This window comes from Metabacillus litoralis (assembly GCF_003667825.1).
Lineage (GTDB): Bacteria > Bacillota > Bacilli > Bacillales > Bacillaceae > Metabacillus > Metabacillus litoralis_B.
The window spans coordinates 4,400,148-4,417,305 of sequence record NZ_CP033043.1 but is presented as its reverse complement, the minus strand read 5'-3'; the positions used below and the strand labels follow the sequence as shown (position 1 = coordinate 4,417,305).

Genomic DNA, 17,158 nt, shown 5'->3' with positions numbered 1-17,158 from the left:
AGGACAAAAGAGATCCAGAAGCACTTCTGAAGAAAGCTAAATCCTTTTATTCTTTCAAAAAATAGAAAAGGCATTCTATCATTAATGATTGCTGGGCAATTACATTTGATAGGATGCCTTTCATGTAAAGCACTATGAATAGTTAACTCTTAATTGTTCCTGCATCGGTCGGATGTACCCCGTGACGATAGAAGTCAGCTTTAATAGGATCCAATGGTTTTTTTCCAAGGATGATATCTGCTGCCTTTTCAGCCAACATCAGCACTGGTGCATGGATATTTCCATTTGTTACATAAGGCATAGCAGACGCATCTACTACTCGTACATTGTCCAGTCCATGGACTTTCATCGTTAAGGGATCTACGACAGACATTGGATCTGAAGCAGGCCCCATTTTTGCCGTGCAACTAGGATGAAGAGCTGTCTCTGCATCTTGTGCCACCCAATCTAAAATCTCCTTGTCTGTACGTACGGAAGCACCTGGTGAAATTTCTCCTGAATTGTAAGGCGCCATAGCTGGCTGTGAAAGAATTTCCCTTGAAACCTTTATTGCTTCAATCCATTCACGACGATCCTGCTCTGTCGATAGATAATTAAAGACCATACTAGGATGCTGAGTAGGATCAGTCGAACGAATTTTCAATGATCCGCGAGCATCAGAGTACATAGGTCCAACATGCACCTGGAATCCGTGCGCTGTTTCTGCTTTCTGTCCATCATATCGTACTGCAACAGGTAAGAAGTGAAACATAAGATTAGGATATTTGACATCCTCATTTGAACGAACAAATCCTCCACCTTCAAAATGGTTGGTCGCTGCAGGACCTTTACGTCCTAGTAACCACTGCAAGCCAATCCAAGGCATCCGTGCTTTGCTTAAGTTAGGCTGTTCCGAAACTGGTAGTGGACAAGCGTGTTGAATGTAAACTTCAAGATGATCCTGAAGGTTTTCTCCTACACCAGGAAGGTTAACGACCGGTTTGATACCAAGTGAACGTAGATGTTCAGCATCACCCACACCTGAAAGTTGAAGTAGCTGTGGTGTGTTAATTGCACCACCAGCAAGTATAACTTCACCTGCAATAACCTGATGAGTCTTTCCATTTCTTTGATACGTCAAGCCCTTCGCTCGAGTACCCTCGAAATCAATACTTGTAACAAATGCACGAGTTTTTACAGTGAGGTTCTCACGCTCCATAGCCGGATGCAGATATGCACGTGAAGGTCCAAATCGTTGACCTTTGTACACATGCTTATCAAACGGACCGAATCCTTCTTGCCTAAAGCCATTCACATCAGGTGTTCGCGAGTAGCCTGCCTCAACAGCTGATTCAAAGAAGGCTTGGAATAAAGGATTAGTAGCCGGACCACGTTCCAATTTAAGAGGACCATCGTGACCACGCAACTCATCACTTGGGTCTGAACCTAATGCATTTTCCATGCGCTTAAAATAAGGAAGACAGTGCGCAAAATCCCACGTTTCCATTCCAGAATCTGCTCCCCAACGTTCATAGTCAAGTGGATTACCACGTTGAAAAATCATTCCATTTATTGATCCTGATCCCCCAAGCACCTTTCCTCGAGCATGCTTGATACGTCGTCCATTCATATAAGGCTCCGGATCTGATTCGTATCTCCAGTCATATAATGGCTTCCCTGCAGGAAACGGCAAAGCTGCTGGCATTTGGATTAATAGATCCCATGAAAAATCCTTACGCCCTGCCTCTAAAACAAGAACCTTACGTGTTCCATCTTCACTAAGGCGATTGCCAAGTACAGAACCAGCGCTACCCCCACCTATAATCACAATATCATATGTTTCACTCATATTAAGAACCTCCTAGGATGTAGAAATTGTATTTAATAATCAAATAAATATGAAAAAGCATTCATTAAAAATTTGCCGATAGTAAAAGGCAAGATTAATAGGTTATTTTTTAATGCCTTAAGCCAATTAGTAATCTAGCTATGATTATTCTATAAATAATTCTTTATTTCATATGTAAAACTAAGAATTTATATTTGCCTAATTGCATCCTGTGACCAATCGTCTACATGGACACTATCATTTGAGTAATGTCCCATGTTATTCCAGAACGAACTCAACCATTCCTTTTTTATGAACATTTCTCTCCTTGTTAATTTTGTTAAATTTTTATTTAACATATTTAATAAATTTAATATAACATAGTGGTTTTTTTTTGTAAACCAGGAGATATTCGTAATCGGAGGCTTTCTAACGCAAAATAAAAAAAGACTTCCTAAAGGTTTAATTGACCTTTGGGAAGTCTTTAAAGCAGTATATAAATTACGATTAAAACGCTTGTATATCTAGGGGGTTGGGCAATGATTACATCATACCACCCGTAAGCCGAGAGTGTGTAATATTGTTAGCTTGGTGTGGATAGAGTACAACAAATCAATGTATTATTAAATTCCTACTGTAACATCTTTAACAGGAATTAACCGTTTTTCACTAGATTGCGTTAGCAAAATATTAGCAATCAAAGAAGATACTCTCCTCATTTTTCTACACTTTAATTTTCATAATTCCAATCATTTCAATCAATTGCTTTCTGGCATATAGCCTCTCCCGTATTATTGCTCCAATCCCGCTACCCCGAAGCCCCCAGCACCAGAATGCGTTGAAATCATACCACCCGCCTGGATCCACCTTATATTGTGGAATCCATTTTCTTTTGCAATCTCATCCATCCGCTGCCTGATTCTTTCATCAAACCCTATTGAATAAATAAAATATAGCTGCTTTCTATCGATGTTGTATGTATTTAAGTAATCACTAAAAAGTTTTTCAGTAGCTCCACTCATGTTCCCGCGGTACTTTTTTGTGGACATAAGCTTTCCATCCTTCAACTCTATGCATGGCTTTATTTTCAACAAAGTTCCAATCAAAGAAGCCATATTACTTACTCGTCCTCCTGCTTTAAGGAACTCAAGACTACCTGGAATGAAAACCAATCTTGATTTAGGAACGATTGCCTCAATTTTTTCAACTAAATGTTCCGGTTCAATGGAAGGTTCCTTTTCTAATAACTCAGCAGCATACAGTACAATCGCCGCTAATCCTCCAGTAACGTTCAGAGCATCAATGAGAAAAATACCTTCAAATTCTTCCGCAGCAATGACTGCATTTTGAAAAGAAGAAGAAGCTTTTGATGTATAACCAATATGGACAATGATACAATCTGGGAAACTCTCTCTTATATTTGCAAAGAACTCTTGATACTCATGTGCATTTGTGGAGGTAGTAGAGGGTATTTTCTTCGTACGTCCGTAATAGTCATAAATATCCTGTACTGGAAGATAACCATCTAAATAATCTTTTCCATCCATAATGATATGCATTGGAACTATTTGAACATCGTACTTTTCAGCTAAATCACTCGGTACGTCAGCACCGCTTTCGGTCGATAAGATGATCCTTCGCATTCTATTTCCCCCTTGGGTATATTTAGGTCCGCGTTTACTCTTCCTACATTGTGCTTTAATTATACACGAGAAAGCCTTATAACGTCTGGCATCAAAAAAGTCTTCAAAGGTGAATTTTAACAACAAAAAAAAGACTACCTCCTCAAATTAAGGAAGTAGTCTTTCATTTACATGACTAGTTTAAAAAATGGGTGAAAAATAGATTAACTATTTCTTAAATTTGTGGCTCATGAAATAGTGACGCCCCTGAATTTGTCCAATTATAAACAACTAAAACATGTAAAAAATAGAAAGAGGTTTCCTAAAAGTTTCATCAACATAATGGATATAAGAAATCTATTAGTGGAACAAAATTATCCAGGCTGTCGCTGTGATAAATATTTAAATGAAAAAAGGGGCCTGCAATCCCCAGTACGATAAAGCACTAAAGTAATGGGGTCAGTCAGTCACATTAATTTAATCAAAAATTTGATTTAGGTCTAATTCTAATCCGGTTAATATATTTACAGAAATTTTATCAACTTTTGTAAAGACTCCTTGAAATTTGTATTGCTCATTGATTAAAAGATATATTTCTACAGATTCGTTAACCGGGTCAACAAGCCAGTACTCTTTCACCCCTGCTTTTTCATAAAGTTGGAACTTTATCCAACGATCTAACTTAACAGATGAAGGTGAAAGGACTTCAATAATCATATCCGGTGCTCCATTGCACCCCTTGTCATCAAGCTTTTTCTGGTCACACACAATCGATAAATCGGGTTGAACAACATTATTTATATCATCATCTTGTTTATTTTCCACTAATAGCCGTACATCAAATGGCGCAAAAAAAACTTCACATTCTTCTTCTCGCAAGAAAATCGAAAAAGCTGTAGATAGCTCTCGGAGAACCTGTTGATGCCTGCGTGATGGAGCAGGAGACATATTAAAAACTTCCCCATCAATTAATTCGAATCTTCCACCTTCGTCCCATGTTAGATAATCGGCATACGAATACTTCTCTTTTTTATCCGGAATGGTCATTAAATCATCCCTTTCAATTCAAGCTTAATCATATTTTAGCATATTCAAGAGCATTACACAGATTCACTTCAAGCACTCATAATATAACAAGTCTTGCCCCAACTGGTCCGTTTACTAAAGAAAGAGGCTTCTCAATAAGTTCAATCAACTAATTGAGAAGCCTCTTTTATAAACCGAATGTTAGCATTTTGTTAGCTAATAAAGCTGCTAAATGGTACTAGATCTGCCGTGGTTTATACAATATTTCCACAAAGTGGTTATTACCGGACTTTACTATACAATGTAACGCCTTTCCTATCACATGCAAACTACTTACTTCACCATTTATAAAATTTTATGGCCGATAATTCTATTAAAATTACTGTTTCTTTGTATTGAAGGACCTATTTTTACTAGTCTATTCCTAACATCACAAAATAACTTATTTTCGATTTGTGCAATCTTCCCCAATACCCAAGAGCTATTTACAATGAACTTAGCTCTATCCATACGCATGTCTTCAAAGGTCTTGACAGTGTGTGAAATTGAGTTTCCTTTTTCTAGAGTTTGCGCAAGAATTACGGCATCCTCCAAAGCCATACACGCACCCTGTCCTAGATTAGGTGTTGTAGGGTGCGCTGCATCGCCAATTAGCAATACTCTACCTTTTGACCAATTCTGTAATGGCTTTAGATCATAGATCACCTTTCTAGTGATGTCTTTCTCTTTTGTAACTTTAATAACGGTCGGAACAGGTTCGACAAATTCTCTAAACGTATGGGTCAATTGTTCTTTAGATATCTGACCTTCACTCAGATTCTCCGAGGTATTCCTTGTCGCAAACCAATAAACTAGTGAATCTGACATAGGAATAAAACCAAATCGCATCCCATTACCCCATGCTTCAAACGCAAGACCAGATTTCGTATATTGATCTGTATAAGTAGAGATACCTCTCCAAGCTTCATATCCACTAAAACGTAAGGAATTATTAGGAAATATCTTATTTCTTACCGCTGAATATATTCCATCTGCTCCTAATAATAGATCCCCTGCTTGTTCATGACCATTTTCAAAACGTGCGATTACTTCTTCATTAGTTTCTTTTAGGTCTACTAGTCTATAGCCTTTTTTTATTTCTGTCTGTTTTAAATTACTAGCTAGTATGTGATGAAGGTTGGCTCTTAAAATACCTACTGTGTGTGTACCATATTTAGTTGCTAACTCTCTCAGTGGTATAGTGGCTAGTGTTTGTCCTGACGATGTTTTAAGGGTTGATTCACTTATGACTTTGCTGTTTTGATAAATTTCTTCTAATAGACCCATCGAATGAAGTGCATCTGTTGCATTGGACCAAAGGGTTAAACCACCGCCATCATTTCGAGAGCAATCCGACTTTTCAAAGATTACTGGTTTATAACCAATCTTTTCAAGCATAAGGGCACTTGCTAATCCACTAATCCCAGCCCCGATGATAAGGATTCTTTTTTTCATACTATCTCCTCATTCCCTAAAAGTGGTGGGTCTATTACTATTCAAACTTAGCTTTATACAATGTTTCACTACTTAAAGAAACAGAGTCCTAAAATAACCATGAAGTCATAAATATTAATCCTAAAAATAAGCACAGAGGAGAGTAAAACTTCGTATCACACCTAGAGAAATTAGTATTTTTGATCCTCTTGGAAAACCCCAGATATTTGAAGTCTCCAATTGCTCTTAGTAAAAAAATGAAGGTAATTATGATACATGACCATTTCGTAAAGGCATTCGGTGTGAAAAAGGGAATTAAATTATTTTGAGCTAATAATATAAAAGCCATACCTATTAATCCTATTGCAACAATTAAAGTTTCAATCCACCTTGGAGTAAATACAGCTCCGCCCTCTACTTTTTCAGGTAACGAGACTCGGAGCCCCCATTTTCCACCAAATAGCCAATAAAAATGTAACACACTTACTAAACCTAAAATTATGATCGACAAGTAAATGAATAGTTGCATCTCTTTACCTCCACTCTTAATTTAGATCTTGTTCAATCCCTTCCCAAATCACTTCATATTGCCCTTCAAAAATAGAGACAATATTCACACTCTCATCTTGACTTACAGACCAACTAATTAGGGTGTTAAAATAGATTCCTACAAGAACAGAGGCAATCATTTTTGAATCAAAACGGGTATTTATTGTTTTATTTGTTTTTGCTTCTTCTATTAAAATAGTCATGGTTTCTTTAAATAAGTTTATATTCCTTGATTCATCCTTTAGAGCAGATCGAATGGTTTCTGACAATGCGAGTTTAAGGAGATCTGAATTTTCCAAGTAAACGGACAAAAGCTCCTTAAAGATGAGTAGAAGTTGTTGTTTAATTTTTACATTCTTATATTTTTGTGTGATCTCTTGAAGATAATCATTTTGTGAATTCCCTAAATATAGTAGTACATGTTCCTTCTTTGGAAAATAATTAAAGAATGTACCCTTAGCAATTCCACAGGATGATGCAATCTTTTCTACAGTAACATTGTCATACCCATACTCCTTAAAAAGTTCGATTGACTTAAAAAATATTTGTTTTTTTAATTCATTTTTTCTTTCTTCTCGTAACATAGAATTCAGCCTCCTTCATAAAATGACCTTGGTCATTTTATGACTAAGGTCATTTTAACACCAAAACCATATTTTAACAATAAAAATTCGAAAGGTTCTTATTCCATTCAAAAAGAGCATCCCACGATAAAAGAGATGCTCACCTTTTAATTATTACCTCAAAATGTTGGCTGCTACTAAGAACCTTTGCTGCACAGTAGTAATCTACAACTAATTCAAGAGTTACTCCATATTTTGTTCCATTTAGGGAAAACTGATCTTATTAAAAATCATCAATCGTAGTATATATTACTTGTTGTAATTAGAGATCCACTAAAACATATATGTTATGTCCCCAACGTTAACCACTTGGTTCTCAATACGGTAATTATAAATTCCCCTAAAAGTATTTCAAATTTTTTGATATTCGTTTTTGTTGTGTTCTTGAAACGTCTGTCATCCAACAATCTTGATACGCAAATTTTACAACACAAAAAACCACTCCCTAATCTTTATCGGAAGTGGTTATTGCTATTGATATAGATTTTTCACATGACTACTTCACAGAATGGAAGTCGATGTTTGGCTAAGGAAGCCTTACATCATGCCGCCCATTCCACCCATGCCGCCCATGCCGCTCATATCAGGCATGCCGCCGCCTTCTTCAGGTTTGTCAGCGATAACAGCTTCAGTTGTTAAGAACATAGCTGCTACAGATGCTGCGTTTTGAAGTGCAGAACGAGTCACTTTAGTTGGGTCAACGATACCAGCTTCGAACATGTTTACCCATGTGCCGTTAGCTGCGTTGAAGCCGATGCCAACTTGTTCGTTTTTCAAGCGCTCAACGATAACAGATCCTTCAAGACCAGCGTTGTGAGCGATTTGACGTACTGGCTCTTCAAGAGAACGAAGGATGATGTTAACACCTGTTTGAGTGTCACCTTCTTCTTGAATAGCAGCAACTTTATTGTATACGTTCACTAGAGCAGTACCACCACCAGAAACGATACCTTCTTCTACTGCAGCGCGAGTAGAGTTAAGAGCATCCTCGATACGTAGTTTACGCTCTTTTAATTCAGTTTCAGTTGCAGCACCAACTTTGATAACTGCTACACCGCCAGCTAATTTAGCAAGACGCTCTTGTAATTTTTCTTTATCGAACTCAGAAGTTGTTTCTTCTAATTGAGAACGGATTTGACTTACGCGACCAGCGATTTGATCAGCTTGGCCAGCACCTTCTACGATTGTTGTGTTTTCTTTTGTTACAACGATTTTAGAAGCGCGTCCTAATTGATCGATGTTAGCTGATTTAAGATCTAAGCCTAGTTCTTCAGTGATCACTTCACCGCCAGTTAAGATCGCAATGTCTTCTAGCATTGCTTTACGACGATCACCGAATCCTGGAGCTTTAACAGCTACAGCATTGAATGTTCCACGAAGCTTGTTCACAACTAAAGTTGCTAATGCTTCACCTTCAACATCCTCAGCGATTAGTAATAGTGGTTTACCTTGTTGTACCACTTGCTCTAATACTGGTAGAATTTCTTGAATGTTTGTAATTTTTTTGTCAGTAATTAATACATATGGATTTTCAAGAACTGCTTCCATTTTGTCAGAATCAGTTACCATGTATGGAGATGCATATCCACGATCGAATTGCATACCTTCAACTACTTCTAATTCAGTAGAGAAACCTTTAGACTCTTCAATTGTGATAACACCGTCGTTACCAACGCGCTCCATTGCTTCAGCGATTAATTGACCTACTTCATCATCAGCAGCAGAAATCGCAGCAACTTGTGCAATAGATTCTTTACCTTCGATTGGTTTAGAAATCGCTTGAAGCTCTTCTAATGCAACAGCTACAGCTTTTTCAATACCTTTACGAACTACCATTGGGTTAGCACCAGCAGTTACGTTCTTTAATCCTTCACGGATCATTGCTTGAGCTAAAACAGTTGCAGTAGTTGTACCGTCACCAGCAACATCATTTGTTTTGCTAGCAACTTCAGCTACTAATTTTGCACCCATATTTTCGAATGCATCTTCTAATTCGATTTCTTTAGCAATTGTTACACCATCGTTTGTGATTAAAGGTGAACCGTATTTCTTTTCTAATACTACGTTACGTCCTTTAGGTCCTAATGTAACTTTTACAGCATCTGCTAAAGCGTCAACACCACGAAGCATTGAACGGCGAGCTTCTTCGCTAAATTTAATATCTTTTGCCATTTTTACATAACCTCCTCAAGATTATAAAATGTTCTATGATATAGGGCTGTTCTATTAACCGATAACAGCTAAAATGTCGTTTTCACGTAAAATTAAGTATTCAGTACCTTCATATTTCACTTCAGTACCAGCATATTTTGAGAAGATAATACGATCGCCTTCTGCTACTTCAAGCGCCACTTTTTCTCCGCTATCTAGTACACGACCTGTACCAACAGCAACTACCTTACCTTCTTGTGGCTTCTCTTTCGCACTATCAGGAAGGACGATACCACTAGCAGTTTTTTCTTCTGATTCAACTAACTCGATAATAACGCGATCACCTAATGGCTTTAACAAGTGAAACAACCTCCTCAATTTCATAAATAATTGATTAATTTTTCCTTTTTATTAGCACTCGCTAATCTTGAGTGCTAACACAATTAATATATTATATAAGTTCCTTTTTAATTTCAAGTATGAAGCTTAATTTTTTTGAGAACTTTTTCTATTATTTTTCGACTCGGCAAATTCCTAATAGAAAACGGTATCATTTTGAACCTTAATCATTTTATCTCATGAAAAGAGATATCATACATAGGATGGAATATGGGTATGTTACAATAAAGTTTGGTATAATTATTCGTTGTTATATCACCGATGGTTTACAAGGAGGCTAATATGAAAAGGCATTATTGGTTTATTTTATTAACATATATGCTACTACAGCTATCATCGTTTCTAGGAATAAGGTTATTAGACCTATTAAATATAGGAGAAACCACAGTTGAGAGGTTTGCATATTGGACAATCCTCAGCTTTTCATTGGCTTTCTTCATTATTCTCTTTCTTTTAAGACACGACCGTCATGCAGAAAGCCGCTTCCGAGGGGAACCATCTTCTGTTGGGGCTTCAATTGGGTGGGCTGTTGCAGGTTTCTTTTTAGCTTTATTTGTACAAAGTGTTGCAGCAAACATAGAAGTAAATGTATTTGGGGTCGAAGCTGGGTCAGAGAACACTCAAATGATTGTTAATGTTATTAAGGTTTCACCTCTGGTTATCATTGTGACCTCAATTTTAGGTCCTATACTAGAAGAAATTATTTTTCGAAAAATTCTTTTTGGGGTACTTTATACTAAGACAAACTTCTTTATTGCTGCTGTTATTAGTTCACTTATTTTTTCACTATTACATGGTGAACCACAGCATGTTCTATTGTACGGTTCAATGGGATTCACGTTCGCGTTTCTTTATGTTAAAACAAAACGAATACTCGTCCCAATCTTTGCTCATGTCGCTATGAATACAATGGTCGTTATTATCCAGACTGTATTCCAGGAAGATATAGAAAGAATGATGAAGCAAATGGAACAAATGCAAGTAATTATTGGAGGCTTTTTATCATGAGAACAAACCCTATTTCCATGGCCATTTTTTATTTGATTATGGGGTTGCTATTTACTTATCTAGCAATAAACAGTGCCCAGGACGGAATATTTACCTTTCCAACTATTTTATTAATGCTAATCGCAACCTTCGATATTGGTGTTGCGATTCGGATGTTTACTTTATCAAGAAAAATTAAAAAAATGAACATAAAAAAATGAGACTTTTCACGAGTCTCATTTTTTTATGTTCTCTTCTTCAAAACGCATCTTCTGTGCTTTTCGATAGGAAATACGCGAAATCCAGATGCTAATTTCATATAAAATAAACAGCGGTATGGAAACCATCAAATGTGACGCTAGTTCAGGTGGTGTGATTAAAGCTGCAATAACTAACAACACAAAGTATGCGTATTTTCTAACCTTTGATAAAAACATAGGAGTGACAATGCCTAATCTAGTTAGAAACATAATCACAACCGGTAATTGAAACAGGATACCAAATGGCACCGTAAGCTGTAATAAGAACGAGAAATACTCATTCACTCCGATGACTTGATTAATATCTAAGTCAGTTGATATTCTTTCCATGAAGTCGATCACAAACGGAAATAGGATAAAGTAAGAAAAGGAAATCCCGAGAAAGAATAACAAAAGTGAAATAGGAATATAGCTTAATGTCACTTTTCTTTCTTTTTCATATAATCCTGGACTAACAAACGACCAGAGCTGATACAAAATAATCGGTGAAGTAATAACAAATGCTATTATGAAAGCGAACTTCATATAAACCATTAATGGATCTGTTAAATTAAAAGCATTTAATGTTAGTGATTTTGCTTCATCAGTTTGCTGCAAATAAATAATGATCGGTCTGGAGAGGAGAAATCCGGCAATAACCGCTACGAAAAAGAAAACGACAACAATAACGAGTCGTTTTCTTAGTTCGGTTATATGTTCCATGACCGACATTTCATCATGTTTCATATCGGTTCATCCTATCTTACTTGACTTCTTCCTTTTTCTCTTTTTTGCTGTCTTGCTCATCATCATCGTCTGCTAAGCCCTTTGTTGCATTTTTAAATTCACGAAGTGTATTACCTGCTGCTTTTCCAAGTTCAGGTAGCTTTTTTGGTCCAAAAATAAGTAATGCTACGAATACGATAAGTAAAAGGCTTCCGATTCCTACTGTTGGCATCGAATCCACCTCCTTTTCTATAATGGTTATTAGTTATTTCTCCTCATGAGGATAATGTTTTAAGAAATAAACTAGTGACTGTAGCTCCACTGCTAAATCTATGTGGTGAATTCTTATTTCATCCGGCACGTTTAACCGTGCTGGTGTAAAGTTTAATATTCCTTTAATACCCTTTGTAATGAGACGGTCTGTGATAGATTGTGCTACTGGTGCTGGTACAGTTAAAATCGCAACTGTAACATCATCAGGAAGATGATGCTCCATCTCATCTAAATGGAAAACCGGTACCCCACCAATTTCTGTACCTACCTTATCTTCGTCTACATCAAAAGCTAGAGAAATAACTGTATTGTTATTTTTAGTGAAATTATAATGTAAAAATGCCGTTCCTAAATTCCCTACTCCAATTAAACATACTTTCGTTATCTCATCTTGATCTAATGTTTTTCTAAAAAAGGATAACAAATAATTTACATTATATCCATATCCTTTTTTTCCAAGAGCTCCAAAATATGAAAAATCCCTTCGGATTGTAGCTGAATCTACCTTTACTGCATCACTTAACTCGGCGGATGAGACTCGTTGCTTTCCTGACGAGTGTAAATTTTTTAAAAACCGATAATATAAAGGCAATCTCTTAGCAGTTGCCTGCGGTATTTTCGTTTGGTCTATATTCAATCTTATCCCTCACATTCACACAAACACATATGACAATGCTTATAGGATTTTGGAGATACTAGTAAAATCCATGTCATATTTCGTTTCTTAGGAAATCGCCGCTTTTACCACCTGTTTTCTCTACTAAATAGGTTGGGCCTATAATCATTCCTTTATCCACTGCTTTGCACATATCATAAACAGTTAGTGCTGTTATGCTAGCAGAGGTTAACGCTTCCATTTCAACACCTGTACTTCCCTTTGTTTTCACAGTAACTGAGATCAATAGAGTATAATGATTCGTATCACGAGCATCCCATTCAAACTCAATGTTTACACCTTTTATTGAAATTGGATGACACATAGGAATAACCTGTGATGTTTGCTTAGCTGCCATAACTCCAGCTACTTGTGCAACCGATAATACATCACCTTTTCCTATTTCATGGTTGATCATTTTTTCATAAACCTCTTTTGTTACTTGAATACTTGTCTTAGCTTGAGCTGTTCTAACAGTCTCTTCTTTAGCCGAAATATCAACCATCTTTGCTCGGCCTTGTTCATTAAAATGAGTAAAATCTGACATATACAAATCTCCTTATATTAGACTATACACTATTTTTTAGCTTCTGTCTGTTTTGTTATTGTGACAATTATATGGATACAAAAAGCAAGAATCACCCGTTTAACATCTAAGAGTATATGACACACTTGAATCGAGAGCACTTTTCTTTTCCGTCGACAAAATTCGGGTGGTGACAGGCACCCCAAAACTAAGCTAAACTTAAAGCATTAGTAGAGGTGAAAACAATGATATTGTTACAAATAAATCAACTTAGTAAATACTTTGGTGCTGACCCTATTTTATCGAATATTAAGTTGGAAGTACAAACGAGAGATAAAGTTGCGATTGTTGGTCGTAATGGAGCAGGGAAATCAACACTTTTAAAAATTATTTCCGGAGCCATGTCCCATGATTCTGGTGAAATTATTAAGCCTAAAGATGTTTCGGTTGGATATTTAGCTCAAGACACCGGGCTTGAATCTCAATTATCGATTTGGGAAGAAATGAATTTAGTGTTTAAAGGTCTCAAATCAATGGAACAAGAAATGCGAAATCTTGAACAGAAAATGGCAACAGTTGATCCGGCCACTGAATCACAAAAGTTTGAACAGCTTTTAAAAGAATATGATACCCTTCAAGTTAGATTTAAGGAAGAAGGCGGATATCAATATGAAGCTGATATACGTTCTGTTCTACATGGCCTTGGATTTCATCATTTTGATCCGACAACAAAAATTGCTTCTTTAAGTGGTGGCCAAAAAACAAGACTTGCTTTAGGTAAGCTATTACTTACTAAGCCTGATCTCTTAATATTGGACGAGCCAACGAACCATCTTGATATTGAAACATTAACCTGGTTAGAACAATATTTACAAAACTACCCTGGAGCAATACTAATTGTTTCCCATGACCGATATTTCCTAGATAAGATTGTTACACAAGTATATGAAATCAGCCGCCATACAAGCACAAGATTTATTGGAAACTACAGCCAATATCTAAAGCAAAAAGCTGACTCATATGAAAAGGAGCTAAAAAGCTTTGAAAAGCAACAGGAAGAGGTAGCAAAACTAAAAGACTTTATTCAACGCAACTTAGCTCGTGCTTCAACTACAAAGCTGGCCCAAAGCAGAAGGAAAAAGCTAGAGAAGATGGAGTTAATGAACAAGCCTCTAGGTGATGAAAAATCAGCAAGCTTTCAGTTTGATATTGACCGACAAAGCGGTAACGATGTGTTAAAAGCTGATCATATTTCTGTTTCCTATGACAATGTTCATCCTGTTATCTCTAACATCTCCTTTTCTATATCCCGCGGTGATAGCATTGCCTTAGTCGGACCAAATGGAATTGGGAAATCAACTTTACTAAAATCAATTATTCAAAAATTAGATTCGTTGACTGGTACCTTTTCTCTTGGCTCACATGTACAAATTGGTTACTATGATCAGCAACAAGCCGATCTTACATCAAATAAACGAGTTTTAGACGAGCTGTGGGATGAATATCCACAAATGACCGAAAAGGAAATTCGAACAATTCTTGGAAACTTTTTATTCTCTGGTGACGATGTATTAAAGCCTGTATCTGCACTAAGCGGAGGAGAGAAAGCAAGAGTCGCACTCTCTAAGCTGATGCTACAAAAAGCCAACTTCCTAATTCTTGATGAGCCAACCAACCATCTTGATTTAGATAGTAAGCAAATCTTAGAAAATGCTTTAATCGATTTTCCTGGTACAATCCTTTTTGTTTCTCATGACAGATACTTTATTAATAGAATTGCCACAAAAGTTTATGAGCTTTCTAGCACTCATCTTACTGAGTACTTAGGAGATTATGATTATTATCTTACAAAAAAGGAAGAACAACTTGAACATGAACGGTTAGAGCAGGAAGGAAATGACTCTCCCATCCAAAAAAAATCAGGACAAGAACCTGAGGGGAAACTAAGTTATCAACAAGAAAAAGAATTAAAAAAACTTGAAAGACAAAAGCAAAGAAGAATAGAAGAAATTGAAAATGAAATAAGCGAACTTGAAGAAAAAGTTGAAGGAAATGAAGCCCTGCTTTGTGATCCAGATGTTTATCAAGATCATGAAAAAGTACAAAAAATTAACGAAGAAAATGAACAAATCCATTCTAAACTAGAAGGTCTAATGGCAGAATGGGAACAATTACATTAATTATTAAGTAATCAACGGAATATTTATTAAACAGCGGGTTTTCCTCGCTGTTTTTTTATTGATTCATTCAGAAAAGTAAGATTCAAAAACGTATTCGACAATCTTCTCTTAAGTTCATGTGAATAACTATTATTTATTCACATCCACACTTTTTATCCACACTACAAATCCTTTATTTCCAACATATCAACAGACTTATACACATTGTCCACATATTTGCTTTAATTTCCTCAAGTTATACACACTCTAAAAAACATTGATTTGACAGCATTTTAAATAGTTTTACACATTTCTACAAAAATCGTGTACATTCTGTGGATAACTATGTGAATAATCCTATTTTTTTAGAAATTAGGAGATTTTCTGTGAATGCACTCACCTTTTGTCAAAAGAAATAGAAAAAACAGGACCCTCAGATCCTGTTTTACTTTATTATTTATTCACTTTTGTTGATAAGATGTTAATTCTAAACCAGGATTTGCATTTAATGCTAAATCACTTCTTACTCCCTTTTCATATAAAATGCTTCCAGCAGCAGCAATCATGGCAGCGTTATCTGTGCATAATGATAATGGTGGGATTGTTAATGTTAATCCTTCCCTTGAAGAAAACTCTTTTTCTAATGCTGTTCTTAAACCTTTATTAGCTGCAACACCGCCTGCTAATAACAACTGTTTAACATGATATTTATCCACAGCTTGTGAAGTCTTTGTGACTAAAACGTCGATAACACTTGCCTGAAAGCTTGCTGCAACATCTTTAGGGTCAAGTTCAATCCCCTTTTGTTTTGCATTGTGGAGTGTGTTAATAACAGCTGACTTAAGTCCACTAAAGCTAAAATCAAAGGAACCTTCACTTAGCCAAGCCCTTGGTAAATCGATAGAGGCTTGACCTTCATGAGCTAATTTATCAATATGAGGACCACCCGGGTATGGAAGGCCAAGAGTTCGTGCAACCTTGTCATAAGCCTCTCCGGCAGCATCATCGAGAGTTTCACCAATTACCTCAAAATCTCCATGCTCCCTCATATATACTAACTCCGTATGTCCACCTGAAACCACCAGCGCAAGTAAAGGAAATTCCAACTCATGAATAAGTCGATTAGCATAAATATGGCCCGCAATATGATGGACTCCTATTAGTGGAATACCATGTGCAAAGGCTAAGGCTTTTGCTGCATTAATGCCTGTTAATAGCGCTCCAACTAGTCCAGGTCCTTCAGTAACTGCAATTGCTGATAGATCCTCAAAAGTAAGATCTGCTTGTTTCATTGCTTCCTCAAAAACAATTGTTAATTGCTCAACATGATGTCGGGAAGCGATCTCTGGAACTACCCCACCAAACCGTTTGTGACTTTCAATTTGTGATGCAACAACATTTGCGACAATTTCACGGCCGTTTTTTATAATCGCAGCAGCTGTTTCATCACAGCTTGTCTCTATTCCTAGTATATATTGATCTTTTTCAATCATATTAAATTCACCCACATTACTAAAGCATCTTCTTGATTATCTGTATAATAACGCTTCCTTATACCACCAGGTGAAAATCCCACCTTTTTGTATAGGGACTGTGCGATGTGATTGGACACTCTAACCTCTAAAGATAATCTTTTTGCACTCATTTCTCTACTTAATTGAATAGTAAATCTTAAAAGAGCTTCACCTATTTTTTTCCCTCTGTATTCAGGGTGAACTGCTATATTGGTTATTTGAGCTTCATCCATGATTACCCATAATCCACAATAGCCGACCACTTTACCATCCAGTTCAACTACTAGATATTTGGCAAATAAATTTTGCTCAAGCTCATAATATAGCGATTCCTTCGTCCATGGTGCTGAGAAGGACTGACACTCTATATGATATACGTCTTCAATATCTTCTCTTACCATTTTTCTTATTGTTAACTCGTTATCCACA

General features: G+C 36.4%; 17 protein-coding genes. 3 read left to right on the top strand and 14 right to left on the bottom strand.

The window, feature by feature from the left end; translation table 11 throughout:
- Positions 1–142: 142 nt before the first annotated feature.
- The 8 genes from betA to groES all read right to left on the bottom strand — a co-directional run bounded on the left by betA (position 143) and on the right by groES (position 9,611).
- Complete coding sequence (gene betA, locus D9842_RS21705) at positions 143–1,828, bottom strand: choline dehydrogenase (RefSeq protein ID WP_121664268.1); 1,686 nt, start codon at positions 1,826–1,828, stop codon at positions 143–145.
- Positions 1,829–2,598: 770 nt separating this feature from the next.
- Complete coding sequence (locus tag D9842_RS21700) at positions 2,599–3,450, bottom strand: DegV family protein (protein ID WP_121664267.1); 852 nt, start codon at positions 3,448–3,450, stop codon at positions 2,599–2,601.
- 456 nt (positions 3,451–3,906) lie between these two features.
- Entirely contained in the window at positions 3,907–4,476 is a 570-nt protein-coding gene (locus D9842_RS21695) for a Uma2 family endonuclease (protein ID WP_121664266.1), read from the bottom strand.
- Between the two features lie 324 nt (positions 4,477–4,800).
- A complete protein-coding gene (locus D9842_RS21690) occupies positions 4,801–5,949 on the bottom strand; it encodes an FAD-dependent monooxygenase (RefSeq protein WP_121664265.1) in 1,149 nt (382 codons plus the stop codon).
- Between the two features lie 88 nt (positions 5,950–6,037).
- A complete protein-coding gene (locus D9842_RS21685) occupies positions 6,038–6,457 on the bottom strand; it encodes a DUF3995 domain-containing protein (protein ID WP_121664264.1) in 420 nt (139 codons plus the stop codon).
- Between the two features lie 16 nt (positions 6,458–6,473).
- Entirely contained in the window at positions 6,474–7,061 is a 588-nt protein-coding gene (locus D9842_RS21680; RefSeq protein WP_121664263.1) for a TetR/AcrR family transcriptional regulator, read from the bottom strand.
- 576 nt (positions 7,062–7,637) lie between these two features.
- The gene (groL, locus tag D9842_RS21675) at positions 7,638–9,272 is read right to left on the bottom strand and encodes a chaperonin GroEL (protein ID WP_121664262.1); all 1,635 of its coding nucleotides are present in this window, start codon (positions 9,270–9,272) and stop codon (positions 7,638–7,640) included.
- A 54-nt stretch (positions 9,273–9,326) separates the two neighbouring features.
- Positions 9,327–9,611 carry a co-chaperone GroES gene (gene groES / locus D9842_RS21670; RefSeq protein ID WP_026561982.1) on the bottom strand — a complete coding sequence of 95 codons (285 nt, stop codon included), beginning with the start codon at positions 9,609–9,611 and terminating at the stop codon, positions 9,327–9,329.
- A gap of 321 nt (positions 9,612–9,932) precedes the next feature.
- On the opposite strand from groES, the gene D9842_RS21665 reads away from it, so the two are divergent.
- Entirely contained in the window at positions 9,933–10,658 is a 726-nt protein-coding gene (locus D9842_RS21665) for a CPBP family intramembrane glutamic endopeptidase (protein ID WP_121664261.1), read from the top strand.
- Positions 10,655–10,858 carry a YdiK family protein gene (locus D9842_RS21660; protein WP_121664260.1) on the top strand — a complete coding sequence of 68 codons (204 nt, stop codon included), beginning with the start codon at positions 10,655–10,657 and terminating at the stop codon, positions 10,856–10,858. Before D9842_RS21665 ends, D9842_RS21660 begins: the two co-directional genes overlap by 4 nt.
- 15 nt (positions 10,859–10,873) lie before the next feature.
- Here the strand turns inward: D9842_RS21660 and tatC are convergent, their stop codons facing one another.
- The 4 genes from tatC to moaC all read right to left on the bottom strand — a co-directional run bounded on the left by tatC (position 10,874) and on the right by moaC (position 13,077).
- Positions 10,874–11,623, bottom strand: coding sequence for a twin-arginine translocase subunit TatC (gene tatC, locus D9842_RS21655; RefSeq protein WP_121664259.1), 750 nt, complete (start codon positions 11,621–11,623; stop codon positions 10,874–10,876).
- Positions 11,624–11,639: 16 nt separating this feature from the next.
- Positions 11,640–11,834, bottom strand: a complete 195-nt coding sequence (locus D9842_RS21650) for a twin-arginine translocase TatA/TatE family subunit (RefSeq protein WP_098798907.1) — start codon at positions 11,832–11,834, stop codon at positions 11,640–11,642.
- Positions 11,835–11,867: 33 nt separating this feature from the next.
- Positions 11,868–12,512 (bottom strand): redox-sensing transcriptional repressor Rex, encoded by a 645-nt coding sequence (locus tag D9842_RS21645; protein ID WP_121664258.1) that lies wholly within the window; start codon positions 12,510–12,512, stop codon positions 11,868–11,870.
- Positions 12,513–12,585: 73 nt separating this feature from the next.
- Positions 12,586–13,077, bottom strand: coding sequence for a cyclic pyranopterin monophosphate synthase MoaC (gene moaC, locus D9842_RS21640; protein WP_121664257.1), 492 nt, complete (start codon positions 13,075–13,077; stop codon positions 12,586–12,588).
- Positions 13,078–13,301: 224 nt separating this feature from the next.
- On the opposite strand from moaC, the gene D9842_RS21635 reads away from it, so the two are divergent.
- A complete protein-coding gene (locus tag D9842_RS21635; RefSeq protein ID WP_121664256.1) occupies positions 13,302–15,236 on the top strand; it encodes an ABC transporter ATP-binding protein in 1,935 nt (644 codons plus the stop codon).
- A gap of 440 nt (positions 15,237–15,676) precedes the next feature.
- Here the strand turns inward: D9842_RS21635 and tsaD are convergent, their stop codons facing one another.
- Positions 15,677–16,708 carry a tRNA (adenosine(37)-N6)-threonylcarbamoyltransferase complex transferase subunit TsaD gene (tsaD, locus tag D9842_RS21630; RefSeq protein ID WP_121664255.1) on the bottom strand — a complete coding sequence of 344 codons (1,032 nt, stop codon included), beginning with the start codon at positions 16,706–16,708 and terminating at the stop codon, positions 15,677–15,679.
- Entirely contained in the window at positions 16,705–17,157 is a 453-nt protein-coding gene (gene rimI, locus D9842_RS21625) for a ribosomal protein S18-alanine N-acetyltransferase (RefSeq protein ID WP_373995080.1), read from the bottom strand. The genes tsaD and rimI overlap by 4 nt, the downstream gene beginning before the upstream one ends.
- Between the last annotated feature and the right edge of the window lies 1 nt (position 17,158).